This window comes from Streptomyces sp. BB1-1-1, from assembly GCF_031597775.1.
Lineage (GTDB): Bacteria > Actinomycetota > Actinomycetes > Streptomycetales > Streptomycetaceae > Streptomyces > Streptomyces thinghirensis.
Genome location: NZ_CP134203.1, coordinates 1,528,513 through 1,554,146 on the forward strand (window position 1 = coordinate 1,528,513; position 25,634 = coordinate 1,554,146).

General features: G+C 71.7%; 21 protein-coding genes and 5 pseudogenes. 9 read left to right on the top strand and 17 right to left on the bottom strand.

Translation table 11 applies throughout. From position 1 onward, the window contains the following. Positions 1-9 precede the first annotated feature (9 nt). The 4 genes from RI578_RS07115 to RI578_RS07130 form a co-directional block, all read right to left on the bottom strand. A complete protein-coding gene (locus tag RI578_RS07115) occupies positions 10-1,293 on the bottom strand; it encodes an aspartate aminotransferase family protein (RefSeq protein WP_310870289.1) in 1,284 nt (427 codons plus the stop codon). Continuing rightward, complete coding sequence (locus RI578_RS07120) at positions 1,290-2,132, bottom strand: nitrilase-related carbon-nitrogen hydrolase (RefSeq protein WP_310870290.1); 843 nt, start codon at positions 2,130-2,132, stop codon at positions 1,290-1,292. Before RI578_RS07120 ends, RI578_RS07115 begins: the two co-directional genes overlap by 4 nt. 178 nt (positions 2,133-2,310) lie before the next feature. Further along, the gene (locus RI578_RS07125; protein ID WP_310870291.1) at positions 2,311-3,711 is read right to left on the bottom strand and encodes a hypothetical protein; all 1,401 of its coding nucleotides are present in this window, start codon (positions 3,709-3,711) and stop codon (positions 2,311-2,313) included. 125 nt (positions 3,712-3,836) lie between these two features. Then, complete coding sequence (locus RI578_RS07130; protein WP_310870292.1) at positions 3,837-4,088, bottom strand: helix-turn-helix transcriptional regulator; 252 nt, start codon at positions 4,086-4,088, stop codon at positions 3,837-3,839. A gap of 78 nt (positions 4,089-4,166) precedes the next feature. Here RI578_RS07130 and map point away from each other — a divergent pair, with 78 nt between their 5' ends. Continuing rightward, positions 4,167-4,943: a type I methionyl aminopeptidase gene (gene map / locus RI578_RS07135; RefSeq protein ID WP_310870293.1), complete on the top strand. Its 777-nt coding sequence runs from the start codon at positions 4,167-4,169 to the stop codon at positions 4,941-4,943. 131 nt (positions 4,944-5,074) lie between these two features. Beyond that, positions 5,075-7,603 (top strand): ATP-dependent Clp protease ATP-binding subunit, encoded by a 2,529-nt coding sequence (locus tag RI578_RS07140; protein ID WP_310870294.1) that lies wholly within the window; start codon positions 5,075-5,077, stop codon positions 7,601-7,603. A gap of 3 nt (positions 7,604-7,606) precedes the next feature. On the opposite strand, the gene ggt is transcribed toward RI578_RS07140, so the two are convergent. After that, positions 7,607-9,409, bottom strand: coding sequence for a gamma-glutamyltransferase (gene ggt / locus RI578_RS07145; protein WP_310870295.1), 1,803 nt, complete (start codon positions 9,407-9,409; stop codon positions 7,607-7,609). Positions 9,410-9,528: 119 nt separating this feature from the next. Between ggt and RI578_RS07150 the strand changes: the two genes are divergently transcribed. After that, the gene (locus RI578_RS07150) at positions 9,529-10,281 is read left to right on the top strand and encodes a hypothetical protein (protein ID WP_310870296.1); all 753 of its coding nucleotides are present in this window, start codon (positions 9,529-9,531) and stop codon (positions 10,279-10,281) included. 217 nt (positions 10,282-10,498) lie between these two features. On the opposite strand, the gene RI578_RS07155 is transcribed toward RI578_RS07150, so the two are convergent. The 5 genes and pseudogenes from RI578_RS07155 to RI578_RS07175 all read right to left on the bottom strand — a co-directional run bounded on the left by RI578_RS07155 (position 10,499) and on the right by RI578_RS07175 (position 14,527). Next, positions 10,499-10,906 carry a DUF6278 family protein gene (locus RI578_RS07155; protein WP_310870297.1) on the bottom strand — a complete coding sequence of 136 codons (408 nt, stop codon included), beginning with the start codon at positions 10,904-10,906 and terminating at the stop codon, positions 10,499-10,501. A 73-nt stretch (positions 10,907-10,979) separates the two neighbouring features. Further along, positions 10,980-11,759, bottom strand: coding sequence for an exodeoxyribonuclease III (locus tag RI578_RS07160; RefSeq protein WP_310870298.1), 780 nt, complete (start codon positions 11,757-11,759; stop codon positions 10,980-10,982). Between the two features lie 65 nt (positions 11,760-11,824). Next, the gene (locus tag RI578_RS07165; protein ID WP_310870299.1) at positions 11,825-12,460 is read right to left on the bottom strand and encodes an MBL fold metallo-hydrolase; all 636 of its coding nucleotides are present in this window, start codon (positions 12,458-12,460) and stop codon (positions 11,825-11,827) included. A 44-nt stretch (positions 12,461-12,504) separates the two neighbouring features. Continuing rightward, positions 12,505-13,875, bottom strand: a complete 1,371-nt coding sequence (locus tag RI578_RS07170) for an alpha/beta fold hydrolase (protein ID WP_310870300.1) — start codon at positions 13,873-13,875, stop codon at positions 12,505-12,507. Positions 13,876-13,895: 20 nt separating this feature from the next. Beyond that, positions 13,896-14,527, bottom strand: a pseudogene (locus RI578_RS07175) (transposase). Between the two features lie 615 nt (positions 14,528-15,142). Between RI578_RS07175 and rpmF the strand changes: the two are divergent. The 3 genes from rpmF (at position 15,143) to RI578_RS07190 (ending at position 17,413) form a co-directional block, all read left to right on the top strand. Then, positions 15,143-15,313, top strand: coding sequence for a 50S ribosomal protein L32 (gene rpmF / locus RI578_RS07180; protein WP_310870301.1), 171 nt, complete (start codon positions 15,143-15,145; stop codon positions 15,311-15,313). A gap of 7 nt (positions 15,314-15,320) precedes the next feature. Continuing rightward, positions 15,321-16,508, top strand: a complete 1,188-nt coding sequence (locus RI578_RS07185; protein ID WP_310870302.1) for a GTP-binding protein — start codon at positions 15,321-15,323, stop codon at positions 16,506-16,508. Positions 16,509-16,582: 74 nt separating this feature from the next. Further along, positions 16,583-17,413, top strand: a complete 831-nt coding sequence (locus RI578_RS07190; RefSeq protein WP_310870303.1) for a class I SAM-dependent methyltransferase — start codon at positions 16,583-16,585, stop codon at positions 17,411-17,413. 46 nt (positions 17,414-17,459) lie between these two features. On the opposite strand, the pseudogene rpsN reads toward RI578_RS07190, so the two are convergent. Next, positions 17,460-17,803: pseudogene (gene rpsN / locus RI578_RS07195) on the bottom strand (30S ribosomal protein S14). Further along, a pseudogene (locus RI578_RS07200) lies at positions 17,803-17,934 on the bottom strand (50S ribosomal protein L28); the annotation flags it as partial. The pseudogenes rpsN and RI578_RS07200, both read right to left, overlap by 1 nt. Here RI578_RS07200 and rpmG point away from each other — a divergent pair. From rpmG to RI578_RS07215, 3 genes and pseudogenes are all read left to right on the top strand, one after another. Further along, entirely contained in the window at positions 17,902-18,075 is a 174-nt protein-coding gene (rpmG, locus tag RI578_RS07205; protein WP_310870304.1) for a 50S ribosomal protein L33, read from the top strand. The pseudogene RI578_RS07200 and the gene rpmG overlap by 33 nt on opposite strands. Before the next feature lie 46 nt (positions 18,076-18,121). Continuing rightward, positions 18,122-18,376, top strand: a complete 255-nt coding sequence (locus RI578_RS07210) for a type B 50S ribosomal protein L31 (RefSeq protein ID WP_310870305.1) — start codon at positions 18,122-18,124, stop codon at positions 18,374-18,376. A gap of 28 nt (positions 18,377-18,404) precedes the next feature. After that, positions 18,405-18,950 (top strand): annotated as a pseudogene (locus tag RI578_RS07215) (cobalamin biosynthesis protein CobW); the annotation flags it as partial. 2 nt (positions 18,951-18,952) lie between these two features. On the opposite strand, the pseudogene RI578_RS07220 reads toward RI578_RS07215, so the two are convergent. The 5 genes and pseudogenes from RI578_RS07220 to RI578_RS07240 form a co-directional block, all read right to left on the bottom strand. Next, a pseudogene (locus tag RI578_RS07220) lies at positions 18,953-19,625 on the bottom strand (class I SAM-dependent methyltransferase). Between the two features lie 153 nt (positions 19,626-19,778). Beyond that, positions 19,779-21,185: a salicylate synthase gene (locus RI578_RS07225; RefSeq protein ID WP_310870306.1), complete on the bottom strand. Its 1,407-nt coding sequence runs from the start codon at positions 21,183-21,185 to the stop codon at positions 19,779-19,781. A gap of 64 nt (positions 21,186-21,249) precedes the next feature. After that, a complete protein-coding gene (locus RI578_RS07230) occupies positions 21,250-23,007 on the bottom strand; it encodes an ABC transporter ATP-binding protein (protein WP_310870307.1) in 1,758 nt (585 codons plus the stop codon). After that, the gene (locus tag RI578_RS07235) at positions 23,004-24,890 is read right to left on the bottom strand and encodes an ABC transporter ATP-binding protein (protein WP_310870308.1); all 1,887 of its coding nucleotides are present in this window, start codon (positions 24,888-24,890) and stop codon (positions 23,004-23,006) included. The genes RI578_RS07230 and RI578_RS07235 overlap by 4 nt, the downstream gene beginning before the upstream one ends. Further along, complete coding sequence (locus RI578_RS07240) at positions 24,887-25,615, bottom strand: class I SAM-dependent methyltransferase (RefSeq protein ID WP_310870309.1); 729 nt, start codon at positions 25,613-25,615, stop codon at positions 24,887-24,889. The genes RI578_RS07235 and RI578_RS07240 overlap by 4 nt, the downstream gene beginning before the upstream one ends. Positions 25,616-25,634: the final 19 nt, after the last annotated feature.

A 25,634-nucleotide genomic window follows, 5' to 3' on the forward strand; every position in this document is an offset into this window, starting at 1 on the left:
ACGCGGCCGTCAGATGCTCCGCAGAGCGCGTTCGAGGATCGCGGCGCCCTCCTCGGCCTCCGCGACGGTGAGGGACATCGGCGGGGCGACGCGCAGGACGCTGGTGCTGTGGCCGCCGCCCTTGCCGATGAGCAACCCGCCCGCGCGGGCCTCCTCCAGCACGGTGGACGCGGCCTCGGGGGCGGCCTCGTCGGTGCCGGGCCGGGCCAGCTCGATGCCGATCATCAACCCGCGCCCGCGCACCTCCCGTACGTGCGGCACCTGGGCGGCGACGGCCCGCAGCCGTTCGATGAGCATGCCGCCGACGCGCCGGGCGTTGCCCTGGAGGTCGTGCTCCAGCAGGTACGTGAGGTTGGCGAGGCCGGCCGCCATGGTGACCTGGGTGCCGCCGAAGGTGGAGATGCTGTTGGCGTCCAGGCAGTTCATGATCTCGGCGCGGGCGATCACGCCGCCGACGGACATGCCGTTGCCGATGCCCTTGGCGAAGGTCACGATGTCCGGCGGGCCGCTGCGCCCGTGGGCCTGCCAGCCCCAGAAGTGCTCGCCGGTGCGGCCCCAGCCGGTCTGCACCTCGTCGGCGATCCACAGGATGCCCCGCTCGTGCAGCACCTCGCGGAACGCGGCGTACAGGCCGTCCGGCGGGGAGGTGAAGCCGCCGACGCCCTGGACGGGTTCGGCGATCAGCGCGGCGGGCGGACGGGTGTGGCCGAGGAGGTCCTTGAGGTCCTCGACGCAGGCGTCGATGAAGTCGCGGTCGTCCAGGTGGGCGTAGGGACCGCGGGTGCGGACGCCGCCGTGGACGTAGAGCGTCTGGAGCGGGGAGAGGGAGGTCGGGGACCAGCCGCGGTTGCCGGTGATGCCGACCGAGCCGAAGGAGCGGCCGTGGTAGCTGTTGCGCATCGCCAGGACGGTGTTGCTGCGCCGGTGGGCGGTGGCGAGCAGCAGAGCCGTGTCGTTGGCCTCGGTGCCGGAGGTGGTGAAGAAGACGCGGGCGTCCGGGATGGCGGAGACGTGGGCGACGCGCTCGGCGAGTTCGACCATGGGCCGGTTGAGGTAGAGCGTGGACGAGTGGATGATCCGCCCGGCCTGCTCGCTCACCGCCTTGGTCACCTCGGGCAGGGCGTGCGCGGTCATCGTGGTGAGGATGCCGCCGAAGAAGTCGAGGTACTTGTTGCCGGCGGCGTCCCAGACGTGGCGGCCCTCGCCGTGGGTGATCTCCAGCGGGTCCTCGTAGTACAGGGCGAGCCAGTCGGGCAGGACGGCGCGGTGTCGGCCGAACAGGTCCTTGGTCACGGCTGTACCAGCCCTTCGTAGGCGTCGGGGCGGCGGTCGCGGTAGAAGGCCCACTGCTGCCGCACCTCGTCGATGAGGTCGAAGTCGAGGTCGCGGACGACGAGTTCCTCCTTGGTGTCGCTGGCGGTCTCGCCGACGAGCTGCCCGCGGGGGTCGACGAAGTACGACGTCCCGTAGAAGTCGTTGTCCCCGTACTCCTCCTGTCCGACCCGGTTGATCGCGGCGACGAAGTACTCGTTGGCGACGGCCGCGGCGGGCTGTTCGAGCCGCCACAGGTGGGCGGAGAGGCCGCGGTGGGTGGCGGAGGGGTTGTAGACCAGCTGGGCGCCGCCGAGGCCGAGTTGCCGCCAGCCCTCGGGAAAGTGCCGGTCGTAGCAGATGTAGACGCCGACCTTGCCGACGGCGGTGTCGAAGACGGGCCAGCCGAGGTTTCCGGGACGGAAGTAGAACTTCTCCCAGAAGCCCTTCACCTGCGGGATGTGGTGCTTGCGGTACGTCCCGAGGACGGTGCCGTCGGCGTCGATCACGGCCGCGGTGTTGTAGTAGAAGCCGGACTGCTCGACCTCGAAGACGGGGACGACGATCACCATGCCGGTCTCGCGCGCGAGGGCCTGCATGCGGCGGGTGGTCGGGCCGTCGGGCACGGGCTCGGCCCAGCGGTAGTGCTCGGGGTCCTGGACCTGGCAGAAGTAGGGGGCGTTGAAGACTTCCTGGAAGCCGATGACCTTGGCCCCCTGCCGGGCCGCCTCGCGGGCGTGCTCCTCGTGTTTCGCCACCATGGACTCGGTGTCGCCGGTCCAGGTGGCCTGGACGAGAGCGGCACGTACGACGTTGGCCATGAGCTGCTCCTTCGACACGACGTCAGAGCCTCTACGCCCGTAGAGCAGGCAGTAGAGGGACGAACGTAAGCCTGGCCGGACGGGCTTGCCAAGACCATCGTCGCCAAGCCGTGGTGTCGATCGTGATTCGCACTCCTGTGGGTGAGTGGTGGGGCTGGTGGGGTGGCCGGGGCGGGCTTCAGGTGGCGAATCCGGCGACGCGGAGGGCGTGGACGAGGTCCCAGTGGCGTTCGTCGGAGACTTCGTGGGCCGCCGCCAGCAGCAGCGGTACGAGGACCGGCGGGGCGGGTTCGACACTGCGGGCGGCCTCTTCCGGGGTGCGGGCGCGGACGCAGGCGTCGAGGAGCGCGCGGCCCTCGCGGTGCCGGCCCGCGGCGACCAGGCCGAGGACGGCCGTGCCGATCTCGGCGGCGGGACGTACCACGCCCTGCCGCAGGACCTGCTCCCCGTCGGCCCCGCGTCCGGCCGCGGTCAGCGCGTCGGCGGCGGCGACCAGGCTCTCGGCGGGCAGGGAGGCGGTCTCCCACAGCAGGGTCGTCCAGTCGGCGCCGAGTCCGGCCTGTGCCAGCCGCGCGGCGAGCAGCGGGAAGCGGGTGGCGGGCCCGTGCGCGGCCTCGGCCAGCAGGGCGTGCGCCTCCCCACTGCGCCCCTCGGCGCGCAGCCGCGTCAGCGCCTCGACGAGCCGGCCGGCCGCCGCGCGGTCCGCCGCCGCGATCGGCGGCTCGGGCCGTGGTGCCCGCTGCTCAGCGGTCTCCGCGGTCTCCGCGGTCTCCGCGGTGCCGGCGAAACGCGCGCCGCGCGGGGTGCGTCTGCCCGCCGGTGCGGCGACGGGGCTCGGTACGTCGTCCGGCGCTACGGAGGCAGGGACGGCGTCCTCGTCGAAGACCCCGGCGAAACGCGCGCCACCCCGACGGCGTCTGCGTGACCCCGCACCTTCGGAACCGGCCGCCCCGCGCACCGATCCTGCCGACCCGCGCACTCGCCCCTCCCCCGCGGGCCCGGCAAGCCCTTCGGGAACGCCCGCGCGGATCGCGGTGCCGTCCTCGGCCTCTCCCGGCCGGACGGCCTCCGTGCGGCGGTCCAGCTCCGCCGTCCGGGCCCGGATCTCGGCGCACCGGGCCGTTGCCCGGGCGTGGTCGTCGCGGGCCCAGGCCAGGTCGAGGCGGAGGGCGTCGGCCGCCTGCCGGTCGGTGGCCGAAGCGAGCAGGCGTCCCAGTTCCATTTGGCGGTCGGCGGCGTACCGCTGCTCGCGGAGCATCACGTCGAGCCGGTCAGCGAGGGCGTCCCGGGCGTCGGGAAGGGAGTCGTACGCGGTGAGCGCGGCGGCGTGGAGAGCACGGGCCCGGTCCGTCTCCGCCGTGGCGGCGGGGACGCCGTACCGGCCGGCGAAGTCCTGGAGCAGAGCCTCTACCACGTCCCAGGGCGGCACCTCACGCCCGTCGAGACAGGCCCGCATGCCGTCGGGGTCGCGCTGCCGGAACACCCCGCACCAGCCGCTCTCCTGGTCCAGGCGCGTCAGCAGGTCGGTCAGGTACCGGGCGAACCGCCGCACCCGACCCGGCAGTTGTTCCACGGCCATCGCTCGGCTCCCGCCCCACTGGAGGACTCCGGTCCGGTCCATCCGGTCCATCGGTCACGTAGGGAACACCAGCCGTGTTACGACGCCGCTACAGCGAGTTTTCGGGGAGTGTCGTCACACCACCCTCACACCGGCGCCAGTGCGCACAGCCCCGCCAGCTCGTCCATGGACAGCCCCAGCACACGGGCCAGCGCGGCCACCGTGAAGAACGCCGGGGTCGGCGCGCGGCCGGTCTCGATCTTGCGCAGGGTCTCGGCGGAGACGCCCGCCTCGGCCGCGACCACCGTCATGCTCCGGTCGCCGCGGGCGGCACGCAGCAGCCGTCCGAGCCGCTCGCCGCGTTCACGCTCTTCGGGGGTCAGGGGGGTGCGTACCATGCCGTCATTCTAATACCGGTCTCCCGTACCGGACCGGGCCGAGTCGAGGCCAATTAAAATACCGGTATAGTAATTGGCATGGTGGAACTGAAGACAGACACGTCGATCGATGCCATGTACGAGGCCGGCCAGGTCGTCGCACGCGCCCTGACCGCCGTACGGCAGGCCGCGGACGTGGGGGTGTCCCTGCTGGAGCTGGACGCGGTGGCGCACGAGGTGCTGCGGGAGGCGGGGGCGGCCTCACCGTTCCTCGGCTACCGGCCCTCCTTCGCCCCGACGCCCTTCCCGGCCGTCATCTGCGCGTCCGTGAACGACGCGATCGTGCACGGCATCCCGGACGGCTACCGGTTGCGCGACGGCGACCTCGTCTCCATCGACTGCGGCGCGATCCTGGAAGGCTGGGCCGGCGACTCGGCGGTCAGCTTCACCGTGGGCACCCCGCGGGCGGCGGACGTGACGCTGATCGAGACCGCGGAGCGGGCCCTGGCGGCGGGCATCGACGCGGCCGTCGTCGGCAACCGCATCGGCGACATCGCGCACGCCATCGGCTCGGTGTGCCGGACGGCCGGCTACGGGATCATGGAGGACTTCGGCGGCCACGGCATCGGCCGGCACATGCACGAGGACCCCGGGGTCCCCAACGAGGGCCGGCCGGGGCGCGGACTGCCCCTGCGCCACGGCATGGTCATCGCCATCGAGCCCATGCTGATCGGCGGCGGCCGGGACGACTACCACTGCGCACCGGACGGCTGGACCCTGCGCACGAACGACGGCTCCCGGGCGGCGCACGTGGAGCACACGGTGGCGATCACGGAGGCCGGTCCGCGCGTCCTGACCTCGCGGGACGGCCTCTGAGGCGGTCCGGGGAACGGGGTCGCCGCACATGCCCGCAGGAACAGAACGTGTCATGTTGGGCATGAGCGCACCCCGCCCGGGTTACCCGGCCCCGGCACGTCGATCAGCGAAGCAGCGGAGGACCGGAAACGATGAGCAGCGGCTTCATGGGCCCGGAGGGTGACCCGTTCGCGGAATTCCTGGCACGCTTCTTCGGCGGGCCCAGGCCGAGGCAGATCGACATCGGGCGGCTGCTCAGCCAGCCCGCCCGGGAGCTGGTGCGCGGTGCCGCCCAGTACGCCGCCGAGCACGGCAGCCGGGACCTGGACACCGAGCACCTGCTGCGGGCCGCGCTCGCCACCGAACCGACCCGGGGCCTGCTCAGCCGGGCCGGTGCCGACCCCGACGCGATGGCGTCGCAGATCGACGAGCGGACCGGCCCGGTGCAGCATCCGCCGGGCGAGGTCCCGCCGCCGACCTCGCTCTCCCTGACCCCGGCCGTCAAGCGCGCCCTGCTGGACGCGCACGAGCTGGCCCGGTCGACCGGCACCGGGTACATCGGCCCGGAGCACGTGCTCAGCGCCCTCGCCGCCAACCCCGACTCGGCCGCCGGACACATCCTGAACGCCGCCCGGTTCGCGCCCTCGGGTCTCCCGACGGAGCCGCCGGACGCCGCGAAGGCCCGCACGGAGGGGCCGCGGTCCACGAACACGCCGACCCTGGACAAGTACGGCCGCGACCTCACCGACCTGGCCCAGCAGGGCCGGATCGACCCGGTGATCGGGCGCGAGGAGGAGATCGAGCAGACCGTCGAGGTGCTCTCCCGCCGCGGCAAGAACAACCCGGTGCTGATCGGTGACGCGGGCGTCGGCAAGACCGCCGTCGTGGAGGGGCTGGCCCAGCGCATCACCGACGGCGACGTGCCCGACATCCTGGTCGGACGCCGGGTGGTCGCGCTGGACCTGACCGGCGTGGTCGCCGGCACCCGCTACCGGGGCGACTTCGAGGAGCGGATGAACAACATCGTGGGCGAGATCCGCGCCCACTCCGACCAGCTGATCATCTTCATCGACGAGCTGCACACCGTCGTCGGCGCGGGCGGAGGCGGCGAGAGCGGCTCGATGGACGCCGGGAACATCCTCAAGCCGGCCCTGGCCCGCGGCGAGCTGCACATCGTGGGCGCCACCACGCTGGAGGAGTACCGCAGGATCGAGAAGGACGCGGCCCTCGCCCGCCGCTTCCAGCCGATCCTGGTCCCGGAGCCCACCACCGCGGACGCGATCGAGATCCTGCGCGGCCTGCGCGACCGCTACGAGGCCCACCACCAGGTCCGCTACACCGACGAGGCGCTGGTGGCGGCCGTGGAGATGTCCGACCGCTACCTCACCGACCGCCGGCTGCCGGACAAGGCCATCGACCTGATCGACCAGGCCGGCGCCCGGGTGCGGCTGCGGGCCCGCACCAAGGGCACGGACGTACGCGCCATGGAGCGCGAGGTCGACCAGCTGATCCGGGACAAGGACCAGGCGGTCACGGACGAGCAGTACGAGCAGGCCATGCAGCTGCGGGACCGGATCACCGAGCTGAAGCAGCGGATCACCGAGGCCGACGGCGGCGACGAGGCCGACGAGGGCCTGAATCTGGTGGTCGGCACCGAGTCCATCGCCGAGGTGGTGTCCCGGCAGACCGGCATCCCGGTCAGCAGCCTCACCCAGGAGGAGAAGGACCGCCTGCTGGGCCTGGAGTCCCACCTGCACGAACGGGTCGTCGGCCAGGACGAGGCCGTACGGGTCGTCTCCGACGCCGTACTCCGCTCCCGCGCCGGACTCTCCAGCCCCGACCGGCCCATCGGCAGCTTCCTCTTCCTCGGCCCGACCGGCGTCGGCAAGACCGAACTGGCACGGGCGCTGGCGGAGGCGCTGTTCGGCAGCGAGGACCGGATGGTGCGGCTCGACATGAGCGAGTACCAGGAGCGCCACACGGTCAGCCGCCTGGTCGGCGCCCCGCCCGGCTACGTCGGGCACGAGGAGGCCGGTCAGCTCACCGAGGTGGTGCGCCGTCACCCGTACTCGCTGCTCCTGCTGGACGAGGTGGAGAAGGCGCACCCGGACGTCTTCAACATCCTCCTCCAGGTGCTCGACGACGGGCGCCTGACCGACTCCCAGGGCCGTACGGTCGACTTCACCAACACGGTCGTCGTGATGACCAGCAACCTGGGGTCCGACGTGATCACCCGGCGCGGCGCGGGCATCGGCTTCGGCGCCGGTGGCTCGGAGGCGGACGAGGAGGCCCGGCGCGAGCAGGTGCTGCGCCCGCTGCGCGAGCACTTCCGGCCCGAGTTCCTCAACCGCATCGACGAGATCGTCGTCTTCCGCCAGCTCAGCGGCGAGCAGCTGCGGCAGATCACCAGCCTGCTCCTCGAGGAGACCCGCCGGATGGTGCACGCGCAGGGCATCACCGCCGACTTCACCGACGCGGCCGTGGACTGGATCGCCGAGCGCGGCTACCAGCCCGAGTACGGCGCCCGTCCGCTGCGCCGCACCATCCAGCGCGAGGTCGACAACGAGCTGTCCCGGCTGCTGCTGGACGGCCGCGTCGCGGAGGGCGGCCGGGTGACGGTCGACGTCGAGGACGGGCGACTGGCGTTCCGGACGCCCGAACGGCCCGTCCCCGAACTGTGAGGGCTAGCGCACCGGCTTGACGACCATCGCCGAGCCGCCGCCGCGTCGTTCCTTCTCGGCGGCGGCCAGCCACTTGCCGTTCGGCAGCCGCTGCACGCCGGTCGCCGCGCCGATCTCGGGGTTGCGTTTGAAGGAGTGCCCGAGGGCTTCCAGCTCCGCTCGCACACCGCTGTCGTAGAGGCCGGGTTCGAGTTCGGTCTGCGCGGCGTTGCGCTGGCTGGCGCGCGGGGCGGCGATCGCGTCGACGAGCGGGAGGCCGCGGTCGATGACGCCGGTGAGTGTCTGGAGCACGGTGGTGATGATGGTGGCGCCGCCCGGCGAACCGACCGCGACGACCGGCTTGTGGTGCTGGTCCAGCACGATCGTCGGCGCGATCGACGACCGCGGGCGCTTGCCGGGGCCCGGCAGGTTCGGGTCGTGGACGGCCGGGTTGGCCGGGGCGAAGGAGAAGTCCGTCAGCTCGTTGTTGAGCAGGAAGCCGCGGTCGGGCACGGTGATGCCGCTGCCGCCGGTCTGCTCGATGGTGAGCGTGTAGGCGACGACGTTCCCCCACTTGTCGGCCACCGTCAGGTGCGTGGTGCTCTCGCCCTCGTACGTCGTCGGCGCCGCCGTGCCGCCGCCCGCGCAGGATGCCGGGTGCCGCGGGTCGCCGGGCGCGAGAGGGCTGGTGAGCACCGCGTCGTCCTTGATCAGGCACTCGCGCGAGTCGGCGTACCGCTGGGACAGCAGTTCCCTCGTCGGTACGTCCTCGAAGGCCGGGTCGCCGACCCAGCGTCCCCGGTCGGCGAAGGCGATACGGCTCGCCTCGATGAAGCGGTGCAGGTAGCGGGCCTTGCTCGCCTTGGAGAGGTCGGTCCGTTCCAGGATGTTGAGGGCCTCGCCGACCGTGGTGCCGCCGGAGGAGGAGGGCGCGATGGAGTAGACGTTCAGGCCGCGGTACGAGGTCCTGGTCGGCGCCTGGAGCTTGGTCTCGTAGGCCGCGAGGTCCTTGGCGGACAGGTCGCCGGGGCGGGCGTTCCAGCCGGAGTCCGGGTCGACGGGGGGCTCGTTGACGGTGGCGACGATGTCCTCGCCGAGTTCGCCGTGGTAGATCGCGCCGACGCCCTCGCGGGCGAGCTCCTTGTACGTGCGCGCCAGGTCCGGGTTCTTGAACGTGGAGCCGACGACCGGGAGTTCGCCGCCCGGCAGGAACAGCTCGGCGGTGTCCGGGAAGTAGCGGAACCGCTGCTCGTTGGCGGCGGTCTGGGAGCGGAAGGTGTCGTCGACGGTGAAGCCGTGCCGGGCCAGGTGCTCGGCGGGCCGCAGTACGGAGCCGAGCTTGCGGCTGCCCCACTTGTCGAGGGCGGTCTGCCAGGTGGCGGGTGTGCCCGGGGTGCCGACGGCGAGGCCGCTGCTGACGGCGTCGGCGAAGGGGATCGGCTCGCCGTTCTCCGTGAACAGGTTCTCGTCGGCGGTCAGCGGCGCGGTCTCACGGCCGTCGATGGTGCGCACCGTACGGGACTTGGCGTCGTAGTAGACGAAGTAGCCGCCTCCGCCGATGCCGGCGGAGTAGGGCTCGGTGACTCCCAGGGCGGCCGCGGTGGCCACGGCCGCGTCGACGGCGTTGCCGCCCTTGCGCAGGATCTCGATGCCGGCGGCGGAGGCGTCCGGGTCGACGCTGGCGACCGCGCCGCCGTAGCCGACGGCGACCGGGGTCTTCGGGGCGGCGGGTCTGCTCTGGGCGGTGGGTGGCGCCGCCGCCCCCACCGACACCACGGCGGCCGAGACCGCCAGGACCGTCAGTTTCCGTGCGACAGGGCGACGCATCCGCACCTCCAGGGAAGGGCCGTTCGGGCAGCTTAGTTGATCGCCATGGTCGCGTCAGGAGCGCGTTCGCCCCGGCCCCTCGAACACCGGTACGCCGATGCCCGCTAGCATGCGCGCCCATGACTGACGACGTACGCAACATCGTCCTCGGCGTGGTCGCGGCGGGCATCAGCGCCGCGCTGGGCTGGTTCGCCCGCACCTACCTGTGGAAGCGGAGACTCCGCCGCAAGCAGGCGTTCTTCGGACTGCCGGACAGTTCCGAGTCGCTGCTGGTCGTCAACCGGGACCCCGCCGCCTCCGAACCCGCGGTCCACCGCTTCGACGTCTTCGCGCTGCTGGAGCTGTCCGCACTGATCAAGGGCTGCGGCGCGCACGTCCAGGTGGTCACCCAGGACATGGTCCACCAGGGCTTCGGCGAGCGTACGGAGTTCTGCGTGGGCGGTCCCGGGTCGAACCGGCGCATGGTGGCCCACATGGCGGCCATGCTGCCCGGGGTGCGGATCAACATCGATCCGGAGCCGGGCCCGGACCGCGGCGCCTTCCAGATCGGTGGCGAGCGCTACCGCATGGACGCGGGCGTCACGGAGTACGTCCTGCTGGCCCGTCTCACCGCCGGGGACCGGCGGGAGGCCCGGCCCGCGTTCCTGTTCTGCGGCCAGCGCGCGATCACCAACCAGGCCGCCACCCGCTACCTCGCGCGTCACCACGAGAAGCTCGCCCGCAAGCACGGCAACAACTCCTTCGTGCTGCTGCTGAAGGTGGTCAACTCGCAGGCGTACGGCCCGGATGTCGTCGAGCTCGTCGGGGACGTGACCCGGGCGGCGACGAGCCCCCTGCCGGCGCCGACGACCCGCAACTCCCACCGGGCCTGAGACCGGTGTGCAGCTGACCTTCTGCTCGCCTGCGGACGGCCCGTCCTGGCGTCCGATCCGCCGCGCGAACAGTGATCTCCGGCTGCACCCTGCGTATGCCCCTGTGCGTTCGTGTGTGACCCGACCACTGCAACGTATCGATACAAACGGCAGGTATGCCAACGACACGCACCTTTCGGGCATTAGCCCTATTTAAGGCGATCGTTGGGCCAAGGGTTCACGTTTCCGCGACCTCGCCGTACAGCTGGGAAAGCTCGGGCACGCCGTCCGCCGCCCAGGCGTGGCCGGACGCCACCACGTCGAACTCCCGGCCGGAGGCGAGCCGGACGACGGGCTGCCCGTCGGAGCGGATGGACCAGGCGGCGCCGGGCACAGTGCGCACGATCACGGTGCCGAGGTACAGACCGGCGTCGTTGCCGAGCCAGGCCAGGATCTCCTCGTCGCTCCGCCAGCGCGGCAGCACCTGGTCGAGCTGCTCGAGCGAGACCGCGGAGTCGTCGAGCCGGACACCCTCCCGCAACGCCTGGGAGCGCAGCAGATCACAGTCGGCGAGCAGTTCACCGATGCCCTCGGCGTCGTGAGCCCGGTGATCTTCGCGCCGCTTGCCCAGGAAGGGGAAGTTCATACCTCCAGACTGTCATTCGTACCGCCATGTGCACCACAGGGCACGCAGGAGCGGCGCGGGAGGCCGGGGGCGGCTACACGTCCAGGTCCACCACGACCGGCGCGTGGTCCGAGGCGCCCTTGCCCTTGCGCTCCTCGCGGTCGACGTAGGAGTCGGTGACCGCCTTGGCGAAGGGCTCGTTGCCGTACACCAGGTCGATGCGCATGCCGCGGTTCTTGGGGAAGCAGAGCTGGCGGTAGTCCCAGTAGGTGAAGGGGTGGTCGTACTTGAGCGGGCGCGGGACCACGTCGGACAGGCCGGCGCCGCGCAGGGAGGCGAGGGCGGCACGCTCGGCGGGGGTGACGTGGGTGGAGTCGTCGAAGGCGGCGCGGTCGTAGACGTCGTCGTCGGTCGGGGCGACGTTGTAATCGCCCATCACCGCGAACGGGCGGCTGCCGGTCGCGTCGCCCTCGACGGCCGCGCGGAGCGCCTCGAGCCACTGGAGCTTGTAGGCGTAGTGGGGGTGCTCCACCTCGCGGCCGTTGGGCACGTACACCGACCAGACGCGGACCGGGCCGCAGGTGGCGGAGATCGCGCGGGGCTCCTGTGCGCCGTCGTAGCCGGGATCGCCGGGCAGTCCCTTGACCACGTCCTCCAGGCCGACGCGGGAGAGCACCGCCACGCCGTTCCACCGGCCGGTGGCGTGCACCGCCGCCTCGTAGCCCTTCTCGCGCAGCTCGTCGAAGGGGAACTGGTCCTCGGCGACCTTGGCCTCCTGGAGGCAGAGCACGTCGGTGCCGCTGCTCTCCAGCCAGGCGAGCAGCCTCGGCAGGCGGGCGGTGATCGAGTTCACGTTCCAGGTCGCGATGCGCATGTCCCACAACCTACCGGGCGGCACTGACAACCCCGTCCCGCCCGGGATCGTCACCGGTCGGGGCCTCACACGCGCGCGGAGTCCCCCGGGGTGAGCCGCCGGTGCTCGGCGCCGCCCAGCTCGCCGATCTGGCGGTCGTAGATCGGCCGGGCGAGGTCGGTGAGGAGGGCGTCGTGGATGTCGTAGGCGCGCTGCGGCTTCACCTCGCGGACGTAGTCGATGACCTCGGAGATCTTGTTCCACGGCGCCATGACCGGGAGCATCAGCGTCTCCACCGGGTGGTCGGGGACGGTGAGGGCGTCGCCGGGGTGGAAGACCTTGCCGCCCTCGACGAGGAAGCCCACGTTGGTCACGCGGGGGATGTCCGGGTGGATCACCGCGTGCAGCTCGCCGTGGACCTGCACGTCGAATCCCGCGGCGGTGAAGGTGTCACCGTGGCCGACGGTGTGCACGCGGCCCGGGAACGCCGCCGAGATCTTCTCCGCGACCGACTTCAGCGTCCAGATCTCGGCGGCCGGGTCGTTCTCCATCGCGGCGCGCAACCGCAGCTCGTCGAAGTGGTCGGGGTGCTCGTGGGTGACGAGGATCGCGTCCGCGCCGAGGGCGGCGTCCTCCTCGCTGAATCCGCCGGGGTCCAGGACGAGCGTCCGCCCGTCCTTTTCGAGGCGGACGCAGGCATGCGACTTCTTGGTGAGCTTCATGACTCCATCCTGCCGCCGCGGGCCGGCCCGCGGCCGGGCAGGACTCACTCGGGCGGCGTGGTCTCCTCCCGGATCACCTGCTGCGCCACCCGAAAGGCGCCGTTTGCGGCCGGTACGCCGCAGTAGACGGCCGCCTGGAGCAGTACTTCCTTGATCTCGCCCGGGGTGAGGCCGTTGCGCAGGGCGGCCCGGAGGTGGGGCGCGAGTTCCTCCAGGTGGCCGCCGGCGACGAGGGCGGTGAGGGTGACGCAGCTACGGGTGCGCCGGTCCAGGCCGGGCCGGTCCCAGACCTCGCCCCACGAGTACCGGGTGAGGAACTCCTGGAAGTCCCCCGAGAACTCGTCCGCCTGCGCCAGCGCCTGGTCGACGTGCGCGTCACCGAGCACTTCGCGGCGCACCTTGAGCCCCGCCTCGTACGGGTCGGGCCGTCCCTGTGCCGGGACCTGCGGCGGTACGGCGGCCGGGGCGATCTCGGCGATGGGCGCGGCCGACTGCGGCGGCGGGGCCATGGCCGGCTGGACGGGGGCGGCCGAGGGCGCGAGGGCCGCGGGTGCTGCGGGCCCCGCGGGGGCGACGGGTGCGGTCGCGTGGGCGGCCGGGACGGCGATCTGGCCCGTGGACGCGTCGTGGCCGGTCTGCCAGGCGGTGGTGAAGTGCCGCACCAGCAGGTCGGTGACGGCCGCGGGCTGCTCGACCGGGACCAGGTGGGAGGCGCCGGGGACGACGGCGAGACGGGCGTCCGGGATGCCGGCGACCAGGGTGCGGGCCTCGGCGGGGCCGGTGACCTGGTCGTCGGAGCCGACCAGGACCAGGGTCGGGACGCCGACCTGCCCGAGCTCGCCACGCACGTCGAACGCGGCGAGCGCTTCGCAGGCGGCGATGTAGCAGCCGGGGTCGGTGGTCCGCACCATCTGCACGGCCCACTCGGTGATCGCGGGCTGCGCGGCGGCGAACCCTCCCGTGAACCATCGCTCCGGCGAGCTGCGCGCGATGGGGTCCAACCCGTTCGTACGGACGATCACACCACGCTGGCGGAACTCGTCCGCCGTCCCGAAGCGCGGCGAGGCGGCGATCAGCGCGAGGGAGGCGAGGCGTTCGGGATGGCGCAGCGCCAGCTCGATGCCGACGGCACCGCCGAAGGCGCAGCCCGCGTAGCCGAAGCGCTGCACGCCGAGTCCGTCGAGTGTGGCCAGCAGACGCGTGGTGAGCTCGGCGACGGAGCCCCCCGGGTGGGCGGCGGCGCCGCCGTGTCCCGGCAGGTCGAAGCGGAAGACCCTCCACTGCTGCGCCAACTCGGGCACCTGCCGGTCCCACATGTGCCATGTGGTACCCAGTGAGGGACCGAGGATCAGGACCGGGGCCTCTTCTGGCCCGTCAAAGCGGTATTGCAGGGGGGTCGACGGTGTCTCACTCACGCCCCAGACCCTCTCACGTCTCACGGACGCCCCTGTAACGCGGGGGTACGGGGAACCTGTCTGACCAGGTTGAAGACCTCGCGGGCTGCGTATCGCTTGAGGCATCGGATGATCTCACGGCGAGTCTTGCCCTCCTGGGTGCGGCGTTCGTAGTACGCCTGGGTACGGGGATCGTGACGTAGCCGGGTGAAGACGATGCGGTGCAGGGCGGCGTTCGCCTGGCGGTCGCCGCCGTAGTTGAGCCGGCGTGTGCGCCGCCGGCCAGAGGAGTACTCGATGGGGCTGACTCCGCAAAGGGCAGCAAAGGACGCCTCGGTGTTCAGCCGCTCGGGGTTGTCTCCCATGGTGATCAGGAGAGTGACGGCGCTGTCCGGGCCGATGCCCACCGGCACGAGTAGCTGTGGGGCGTGGAGTTCGACGAGCCGGGTCAGTCGCTGGTTGAGCTCATTGCCAGCAGGTAGCGGGACAGACCCGCTCCGAAGGTGCCGGTGCCCTCCACGCCGGCCCGGCGCACCGTGCCCCGCTTGCGGGCCCAGACGAGCAGCTGTCGGTAGCCGGCCGCCGTGGCCGGAAAGGACTCCGTTCCCAGGATCTTCCCCAGCGGGGAGATCACGGCGGCGACGTGCACCTCGCCGTGCGTGTCCACGCCCAGGACGACCTCGCGCCGGGCCGGTGGTTCCGTGCTTGAGGAGGTACTGCTCTGTCGGGTCGGGCTCGGTGGCAGGCAGCATCCCGCAACGGCAGTCGACAGGTCCGTGATTGGACACTTCGGTCATAGATCTCACGAGTCAGACCCCCGCCCGGGACGGCACTGCACAACCGTCCCATCGATCCCGGTGCAGAGGCATGACTCGATCACCGCCGGATGGCTTCGGCCGAACCTATGCTCAACCTGACTGAGCGCGCCGACAAGGAGTTGTCTCTCGTCCACTTCTGACCGGTATTGACAGGGGGATGCCAAGAGGACTCCTGGAACTGCCTTGACGTGCAGCCCCGGTCACTCGCGGCCGGGGGCCACCACTAGGTCAGGTTCTATTCCCGGGCTTGCAGTCCCGCACATCTCCACGCGGAGCGTCACGGTGCGAGCGGCTGGCGCACCCGTCTGCCCACCAGTCCGACGGTCCGCGCCGACCGAGGCAGTGGCGCAGGGTCACCCCGGGAAGCCGCCGAGAGAAATCGGCACGAAGGGGCACGACGACACCGATCGTAATGACATTCATTTTCATGTATCGTTTGTCCTGCTTACCAATCGCACCCGGAGGTCCTCATGGCCGTACCCAAACGCAAGATGTCGCGCAGCAACACCCGGCACCGTCGCGCGCAGTGGAAGGCCACGACGCCACAGCTGGTGACGGTCACGGTGGACGGTGTCCCGTACCGCGTCCCCCAGCGGCTGGCCAAGGCGTACGAGCGCGGTCTCCTTCGCCCGGAAGGCTGACCCCGGCATGACCCACGCTCCCTCGCGGCGCCTTCCCGTCACCGTCCTGTCGGGGTTCCTCGGTGCCGGAAAGACCACCCTGCTCAACCACGTCCTCACCAACCGCGAGGGTCTGCGCGTCGCTGTCATCGTCAATGACATGAGCGAGGTCAACATCGACGCAGCCCTGGTGCGCGGCGGCGAAGCCGCACTGTCCCGCACCGAGGAACGCCTGGTCGAGATGACCAACGGGTGCATCTGCTGCACCCTCCGGGACGACCTGCTCGAAGAGGTGCACCGGCTGGCGCGCGAGGGGCGTTTCGACTACCTCCTCATCGAGTCGTCCGGTATCTCGGAGCCCATGCCGGTGGCCGCCACCTTCGCCTTCGCCCGCGACGACGGCGCCACCCTCGGCGACCTGGCCCGGCTGGACACGATGGTCACGGTCGTGGACGCCGCCAACTTCCTGCCCGAACTGGCCGGCGGCGACGAGCTGGCCGAACGGGGCCTGGACCAGTACGAGGACGACGAACGCACGGTCAGCGACCTACTGATGGACCAGATCGAGTTCGCCGACGTCATCGTCCTCAACAAGCTCGACATCGTCGAGTCCACTGCCGCCGAGCAGTTGCACGCCACCTTGGCGCGTCTCAATCCCGCCGCCCGCATCGTGCCTGCCGAACGAGGCCGTGTACCCGTCAGCGAAGTGCTGGGCACCAGCCGCTTCGACCTGGAGCGGGCCCAGCAGGCACCGGGCTGGGTCAGGGAACTCAACGGCGACCACGTCCCCGAGACGGAGGAATACGGCATCTCGTCGACCGTCTTCCGCTCCGGAAGGCCCTTCCACCCCGGGCGGCTGTGGACGTTCGTGACGGAGGCACTGGACAGCGGCGACTACGGGCAGGTCCTCCGGTCCAAGGGCTTCTTCACCCTCGCCAGCCGCCCCCTTGTGACGGGACTGTGGTCGCAGGCCGGGTCGGTGGCCCGCTTCGAACCCTCCTCCGCTCGCGACGCCGACAGCCCCTACGCTCAAGAACTCGTCTTCATCGGAACCCAGCTGGACGCGGAGCCGCTGCGGGCGGCCCTGACCGACTGCCTCATGCGGGAAGGCGAAGCCCTGCCCGCTTCCGACCCCTTCCCCGCCTGGGACACCTACGGCTTCGACGAGAGCTGCGCGCACGAGCACGACCCCCTCGCCACCGTGACGGGGCGCTGAAACTCCGGGTCGGGCGGTGGTCGCAGCCACGGCACCGTCCGGCCCGGTACACACCCGTGTCAGAGAGGCCGCTCATGGACGACAGGAAGAAGCCGCGCCTGGGGACGGTGCAGGAGACCCTCCTCATACCGCTGTATGCCCGCGCCGTGGAGAACCGCAAGGAACACGCACTACTGAGGGACCCACGGGCCGAAGAGATCGTCGCCTCGATCGACTACGACTTCGGACGCTTCGACGAACTCCCGAGCCTCACCGGCGCGTTACTGCGCACCCGTCTCTTCGACCGTTGGGTGAATGACTTCCTGTCCGCGCACCCCGACGCCACCGTGGTCGAGATCGGCACCGGGCTCAACACCCGCCATGAACGCGTCGACAACGGCCGCGCCCGTTGGTACGAACTCGACCTGCCCGACGTGATCGACCTGCGCCGGAACTTCTTCGCGGACAGCCCCCGACGGACGATGATCGCGGCGTCGGTGACAGACCGGGCGTGGGCCGCGGAGGTGGCCTCGCACGCCACCGGTCCGTACTTGTTCGTCGCGGAGGCCGTACTGCCCTACCTGCACGAACCCGACGTGCGCGGGGTCATCGACCTCCTCGCCGACCACTTCCCGGGTGCCCTGCTGGCCCTGGACACCGCCGGCCCCGGTTTCTTCGACACTCAGGAACAGCATGACGCCCTGAGCAAGGTCGAGGCCCGTATGCACTGGTACTGCCCTGGTCCGGCCCAATTGGTCGACTGGCGGCCGGGAGCACACGTACTGGCGTCACACACCCTCACCAGCCTGCCCGAGGACCTGGTGGCCCAGTTGCCACTCCCCTACCAGCAGATGGTGTCCGCCATCGCTGCGCAGCGGCTGCCCCAGGCCGAGGGCTACCGGCTCAACCTCCTGCGCCTGCCCTGATACCTGCAGGCACGCTCAGCGGAGGTCCGGCCATGACTCCGCCAAGTCATGGCCGGACTCGGGGCCCGTCGCGCGAGCGGCGCGGCTGCCAGGAGGACTTGGTGACCCCGGGCAGGAAGCCGGCATGGGCCTGCTCACGCACGCGGACGCGAGACAGTCCGAACTTCCGAAGGTGACCGCGCGGCCGCCCGTCCACGCTGTCCCGGTTGCGCACTCGGGTAGCGCTCGCGTTGCGGGGCCGGCGCCGCAGTTCTTCCACTGCGGCCGGGCGTTCGGCGTCGGTGGAGGACGGCCGACGGATGATCTCCTTCAACTCCGCACGGCGGGCCGCGTACCGCTCGACGACCGCCTTGCGCTTCTCGTCTGCGCGATCTTGCTCTTCGTGGCCATCAGACCTTCTCCCCTCGGGCGCGGATCCGGGCCACGGCGGCCTCGATGCCGATGCTGTCGACGGTCTTGACCGCCTTCGCACTGAGCGTCAGCCGGACATGCCGCCCCTCGCTGGGCAGCCAGTACGCCCGATCATCAAGCTCCGCTCCACGGCGGGAACCGGCTACACGTACGTCACTCGCAAGAACCGCCGTAACGACCTCGACCGCATGGTGCTGCGCAAGTACGACCCGATCGCCCGGCGCCACGTCGACTTCCGCGAGGAACGCTGACCTCCCGCCACTCCGCCTCCGCCGCCCCAGATCTCAAGGACGCCCCATGAAGCCCGGAATCCACCCCGCCTACGGCCCCGTCGTCTTCCGCGACCGGGCCGCGAACTACGCGTTTCTCACGCGCTCCACCATGACCAGCGACAAGACCATCGACTGGGAGGACGGCAACACCTACCCGGTGGTCGACGTCGAGATCTCGAACGTCAGCCACCCCTTCTACACCGGGACCGCCCGGGTCCTGGACACCGCCGGGCGAGTCGAGCGCTTCGAGCGCCGGTACGGTCGGCGCGGAGCCAACTGATGCGGGGCGAGACCGGACGCCCGTCGTCATCGTCGCCGGGCTCCATTGCGAGGCGCGCAGGAAGGTCGTGGAGCGCCTGTTGCGCCTCGAACCCGACAGCGTCGCCCTTCACCACGACCTGTCCACAGCGGCCGACGGCACCGTCCTGCGCCAGGTGCGCGACGACGCGGTCCAACTCACCAACGTGAGCACGGCAGTCGATCCGGCTCTCGTCCTCCCCTGCCTCGGCAACGGCGACGACCTGGCCGAAGCGGGCCTCGCGGCCGCAGCCGGCGACCAGCGCACAGTCGGCGACACCTGGGCCAGGCAACTGGAGTACGCCCCCGTCCTCGCCGTCGTGGAGAGCGAGGACGCCGACGACGAGGACCGGGCGCTCTTCACCCAACTCCACCCCACCGCCCGTCAGGTGAGCGCCGACTCGCCGGAGCTCGCCCGGCTGGCCTTCGCCGGCTTCGACGCCGAGGCTGCCGCCGCAGCCCAGCACCCTGCGTGCGCCCTGCTCCCCCAGGAAGCCGACGAAGCAGGCGTCACCACCTTCGTCTGGCGTCGGCACCGTCCCTTCCACCCCGAACGTGCTCAGCCGGTCGCGCGGCGGACGAGCAGGACGTGGTCAGTGACGGTGGCGGACTGCCCGCCCGGACCCATTGCCCGGCGGTCTCGCGCGCAGGCCCGTTCGACGGCCCATCCAGCGGTGGGCAGGCCGAGGTCGGCGTGGACCTCGTCCGGCGTGGGGAAGTGTGTCCCGGTCCTGGTTCCAGGACCAGGGAGCGAGAGAGCCGTGGTCGACGACAATGAGCCGTCCGCCCGGTCGCAGTGACTCGGCCGCGATGCGCAGGATGGTGCCCCGGGGGGGGTCGTACGGCGTGTGGAAGTACTGCGCCGAGACCAGGTCGAACTCTCCCTCCGGGAACGTCCGGGCCAGGTCGTGGCACTCGGCCGAGACAAGCTCGTCGAGTCCCTGGGCACGAGCGACGTCGGTGAGCCGGTCCACAGCGGTCGGAGAGATGTCGACCGCTGTGACCTGCCATCCGCGGGTGGCGAGCCACAGGGTGTCTCCGCCGGTCCCGCACCCGAGATCGAGCGCGGTTCCTGGCGGGAGCCCGCCCGCGACCTCCTCCAGTACCGGGTTCACCCGGGTGCCCCAAGGGGCGCCGTCGTCGGCTCGCTCACGGTAGAGGCTGTCCCAGAACTCGCCGGGTGTGGACGCGGCGAGTTGCTCCGCCGTGGGCCCTTGGGGTTGCTGTGCCATGACGACTCCTGTTCGATCGTTCCGCCCGTCAAAGGGCGCGGCGGCGTCCCAACTGTCTCCGGAAGGTCGGCCTCGCCGCCAAGTTCCTTGCCGTTCCGGCAAGACGGGCCCGGTTCCCGCCGCCGAGGGGTGCCTGGGCCACGCGGACCGCGGTCAGCCCGTGGCGTGTCTCAGGTACGGGGCGACGCTGCGGAGCTTCTCGCAAGTCTCCTCGATCTCGCGTTGGGGGCTGGACTGAGCGGTGACTCCCGCGCCCGCGCGCAGCCACGTCTCGTTGCCCTCACCGATGAGTGTGCGCAGGACGAGGGCGGCGTCGAGGGCCCCGCCGGTGCTCCCCCGGAAGACCGCGCCGCCGTACAGACCGCGGGGCCCCTCCTCGTGGCGGGCCAGTGCCTGGAGGGCGGAGCGTTTGGAGACGCCGGTGGCGGTGATCGCGGGGAAGAGGGAGGCGAAGGCGTCCCACGCTCCGGCGTCGGGCCGCAGTCGGCCTGTCAGCCGCGAGGCGAGGTGCTGCACCGAACCGCGCGGCCGGACGGTCATGAACTCCTCCACAGCGACGGACCCAGGCACACACACGGCCGCCATCTCGTCCCAGGCCAGGCGCACGGACACGGCGTGCTCGTGTATCTCCTTGGGATCGGTGAGCAGTTCCGCGCGCAGGCGCTCGTTCTCCGCCGGATCCGTACCGCGGGCGCGGGTGCCGGCGAGCGGCTGGGTGCTGACGCGGCCGTTCTCCCCCACCTCCAGGACCGTCTCTGGGCTGAACCCGGCCGCCCGGTAGCCGCCGAGATCCAGTAGGTAGGAACGGGCCGGTGTGTTGGCCCGGCGGCCGGCGAGGTACGTCGCGGGGAAGTCCACGGGTGGTCCGGCGGGCAGCGGGACCTTCCGGGAGACGACGGCCTTCTCCAGGAGCCCGGCACGGATGTCCTCGACCGTCCGGGACACCGCGCCGCCGTAGGCGGCGGTGCCGGCCGCGATGATCCGCTCGGTCACGTCCGGAGTCGTCTCGTCCGGTGGGAGCTGCCGGGTCGCCGGCTCCGCCAGCAGGTCGGCGACCTTGCGGAGCCACGCCTCGTCCACCGCGCGGACCCCGGTCCGGTCGCCGGTGAGGGTCACCTCGACGGACGGGATCAGTGCGTGCAGCAGAGGTCCGTCACCGGTGGCCGCGGGGTCGGCGTGGAGGAGGTGGGCGAGTTCGAAGGCCGCCCAGCCGTAGAAGGGACGTCCGCCGTCGTGCGCGCCGTGCGCCGAGGACAGGGCGCTCAGTGCGTCGGAGAACACCGTCAGTGGCCTGTCGTCGGTGGGGGAGGTCCAGGTGCGCCCCGCCGCCCGCGCGGTGAGGGTGGCCGGGTGCGCGGTGAGGTCCATGGCGGAGCCGGCCGCGAAGTGCCAGACACCGCCCGCTGCCTCGTAGACCATGTACTGGTCGGCGAGAGCGGCTTGGGCCAGGCGGGTGGCGGCGGCCGCGAGGTCACGGCAGGGCTCCAGGGTGGTCGAGTGTACGAGTGCGGGAACGGAACTCGCCCATGAGTCCCACATGTTCCTCGAACCGGTGTTCATCGTGTCGTGCCTTCCCTCTGACGCTGCGGCCGTGTCCGGTGGGGCGCTGGTACGGGGTGTGGGGTCACGTCCGTGCCGCCTCCAGCCGCCAGCCGTGGGCCCGTGCCCGCCCCTGCCAGAAGGACGCGTAGGTTCCGCCTGCGGTGACCAGGTCGTGGTGCGTGCCTCGCTCGGTGATCTCGCCGTCCTCCAGGACCAGGATCTGGTCCGCGTGCACGACGGTGCTCAGCCGGTGCGCGATGACGAGCAGCGTCTTGCGGTCGGCCAGGGTGCGCACAGCCTCGGCGAACAGCGCCTCGTTCTCCTGGTCGAGCGCGGCGGTGGCTTCGTCGAGGACAAGGATGGGTGCGTCCTTCAGCAGTGCGCGGCCGATGGACACGCGCTGGCGCTGCCCGCCGGACAGCCGCGCGCCTCCCTCCCCCACCTTGGTGTCCCAGCCGTCGGGCAACTCCGCGATCACCCGGTCGAGTCCGGACAGAGCCGCGGCTTCGGCCAGTTCGTCCGGGGCGGCGTCCGGGGCCGCGATCCTGACGTTCTCCTCAATGGTTCCGTCGAAGAGGTAGACGTCCTGGAAGACGAGGGAGACATGGGCGGCCAGATCGTCGGCGGCGATCTCGCGGACGTCGACGCCGCCGATGCGGACGGTGCCCTCCGTGGTGTCCCGGAAGCGGGCGATCAGGCCGGCGACCGTGGTCTTGCCGGCGCCGGAGGGCCCCACCAGGGCGGTCATGCTGCGCTCGGGCAGACGGAAGGTCACGTCGTTCAGGACCGGACGTGCCGAGTCTCCGTCGGCCGTCCCGTCGTCGTAGCGGAAGCCGACCCCGGTGAACTCCACGCTCGCGTCGCGGGGTGTCTTCGGCTCGGCGGGCTCGGGGAACGGCGGTTCGTCGAGGACGGCGCCGAGGCGTTCCAGGGTGTTGCGGGCGATGCGCATGCCCGCACCGGCCTCGGCGGCGGACGACACGCTGTCGATGAGGCGGACCAGCAGGACCAGGAGCGCCAGCAGGGTGGGCACGGTGAGCGACCCGTCGAGCTGCCAGGACACCCCGAGTGCGAGCAGCAGGGCGAACACGAGCCGGGTGGCGAAGGTGAAGGAGACCAGGCCGGGAAGGCCGCGCACGATGAGCCGCCGATCGGCGCGCGCCTCGGCCACCAGGGCGTCGTCCAGTGCTCCGTAACCCTCGGCGGTCCGGCCGAACGCCCGCAGGACCGGCTGGTTGCGGGTGTACTCCAGCACCCGGTCGGCGGATTCGCCGATCGCGGCGTCGCGGCCGAGGTCGAGTCGGCGCATCAGCGAAGTGCTCGCCTGCTGGACGGCGAACAGCACGGGCGCGCAGACCAGGAGCACCAGGGCGGTGCGGACGTCGAAGAAGAAGGTGGCGATGACCAGCGTGGCCGGGGTGAGGAGAGAGTTGATGAAGGGGCGCAGCAGGTGGGCCGGTGTGCTCATCACCTGGATGACGTTCTGGCCGGCCAGCCTGCTGTACTCGGCCGTGCGGCCGGCGGTGAACCAGCCCAGCGGCAGGCGCAGGGCCTGGTCGGCCATACGGCGGTGCAGCACCCGGGAGAGCTGGGAGCCGACGGTGAACCCGCCGCTCAGGGCGGCGCCCTGGAGCGCCGCGTAGGCGAGTACGCAGCCGGTGAACGCAGTCAGCCAGGGCCAGACGTCGTCGGGGTCCGTGCCGAGCAGGGCCTTGAGAACGGGCACGAGGAGGGCGAAGGCGACGCCCTGGAGGACGGCCGCGCCGGACTGGAGGACCAGCAACCGGTTCAGTGGGCGGGAGCCCTCCGGTCCCAGGACGCGGTAGAGCTGACGGATCATCGTGCACTTCCTTCTCGGATGTCGTCCGTCGCACGGTCGGCCCCGACAGACGCGGGCCGATGGTGCGGTATGCGGTCGCTCGCGTCCGGGGCCGTGGTGTGCTGGGCCTCCCACAGCGCGGTGTAGCGGCCCTGGGCGGCCAGCAGGTCGTCGTGTCGCCCCTGTTCGGTCACGCGTCCGCCCTCCAGGACCATGATCCGGTCGGCGGAGCGGATGGTCGACAGGCGGTGGGCGATGACGAGGAGGGTGCGGCCTGCCGCGAGCGCGGACAGCGCGTCCTGGATCAGTGCCTCGGAGTGCGGGTCGGCGTACGCCGTCGCCTCGTCGAGGACGAGGACGGGGGCGTCGGCGAGCAACGCCCGTGCGATGGACAGGCGTTGCGCCTCTCCGCCGGAGAGGGTGACGGTCCTGCCGAGTTCGGTCATGTAGCCGTCGGGCAGCTGCGTGATCCGGTCGTGGATGCGGGCGGCGCGGGCGCACCGCTCGACCTCCTCGTCGGTGGCGTCCGGGCGGCCGAGGCGGATGTTGTCGGCGACGCTCGCCCGCAGGAGCCGTACGTCCTGGAGGACGAAGCCGACCCGGCGGTACAGCTCGGTCGCGGGAATGTCGCGGAGGTCGACGCCGCCGAGGGACACCGTGCCGGCCGTGACGTCGTGGAAGCGAGGCAGCAGTGACGCCAGGGTGGATTTACCGGAGCCGGAGGGGCCCACCAGTGCGGTGACCGTTCCAGGGGCCAGGTCGAGGTCGACGCCACTGAGGACGTCGGTATGCCCGTCGTAGGAGAAGGACACCCCGCGCATCGAGATGTGGTGACCGCCGGGCACGGCGGGGTTCGTGGGCTCGGGGAGGGTGGGGGCGTGCAGCAGCTCCGTGATACGTACGGCGGCGGCCTGACCGGCCCGGATCTGCTGGATGCGGGGTCCCACGACACCCATGGGTGCGGCGACGGCCGGGCCGAGCAGCAGGAAGGGGACGAGTTCGGCGCCGGTCATCCGGTCCTGGGTGACGAACAGCGCGCCCAGCACGGACAGGAGCAGCAGGACCACGGCCGGTGCGACCACCAGGATCGCGGCGGTGGAGCTGACCAGCGTGGAGCGGACCCAGCCGGAGAAGAAGTCGGCGAAGCCCTCGGTCGCGCGGACGAAACGCTCGTGGGCCTTGCGCCCGCGCCCGAAGCTCTTGAACACGGCGATGCCGGACGCGAACTCCACGGCGGCAGCGGAGATCCGGCCCAGCGCGGCACCGAACTCGGCCATCTGTGCCGCCGCGCCCGCCATGGCCCGGCTGAACAGGAACACGCCCAGCAGCAGGGGCAGCACGCTGATCAGGGCGAGACGCCAGTCGATCGTGAACAGGTAGGCCAGTGCCAGAAGGGGGGCGGTGAGGACTGCGACGACATCGAGCAGCGTGTGGGCGAACAGCGTGTGCAGCGCGCTCACGTCGTCCTGCACGGCCTGCTTGACCTCACCGGTGCCCCGGTCGACGAGCCGGCCGAGCGGCAGCCGCCCGATGTGCCGGGCGAGCCGCCGGCGGAGGGTGAGCTGGAGGTCGTTGTCGGCGATGTGGGCGAGGGCGCCGGCCGCCGTGCCGCACACCAGGGCGACGAAGCCGGACGAGCAGGCCAGTACCACCAGCGGCCACAGGGCGTCACCGTCGGCCGGGGACCGGCCGGTGAGCCGCTCGGCGATGCGGGAGACGGCGATGAAGGGGACCACTCCGGCGAGGGCGGCCACGGCTTGGAGGCCGACGGCGAGCGCCAGCCGCCCGCGGACGGGCGCGGCGAGCGCCCGCAGCGGCGGCGGGGTGACGTGGGTGCCCGTGCCGCCGGCAGCGGCGTCCGGGGCTGCCGGTGCCGGGCCGGGCTCGGACGGTTGTGACTTCACTTGACGAGTACTCCGATTTCGGGGATGGGCCTGCCGCCCGCCTCGGTGATGCGGCGGCTGGTCATGCCGGCCTCGCGGGCCAGCCGGGCGACGTCGAAGGTGTGCCAGTCGTAGGTGTCGGAGACCTCGCGCACGGTGCGGCCGTCGCGCAGCACCTTCCAGGTGGTGGTGAAGCGCATGGCGTCGCCCTCGGTGGGTGCGCCGCCGATCCACCACTCGTACGTCTGCTGTCCGATGGTCTCCCTGAGGGACATCACGGGTGGGATGACGCGGGGCGAGGACACACCCATCAGCTCCACGACGATGGGCGCGCCGTCCGGAAGACGGTCCGCGAGCCGTTTCCACAGCGCGACGCGTTCGGGGACGGTGAGATGACCGGCCACGCCGAAGATGACGACGGCGGAGAGCCGTTCGGGCAGGACCAGGTCCTGGGCGGCCCCGTCGACGACGGTCACGCGCCGGCGCAGATCCGGGTCGCGGGCTACCCGGGAGGTGAGCATGGCGCGCATGGTGGCCGACGGCTCGGCCGCGAGGATCTCCGCTTCGGGCAGGGCGGAGGCGATCACCTCGGTGACGCGGCCGGTACCCGCGCCGATTTCCAGGACGGGCCCGTGGGACACGTCCAGTCCGGTGAGGACGCGGGTCAGCGGGGGGCCGCTGCTGGCGATGTGCCGGGTGGCTACCAGTTCGTAGAACTCGGCCGAGGTCGAGTAGTAGTCGATCACGACGTGCTCCGGGTGGGGG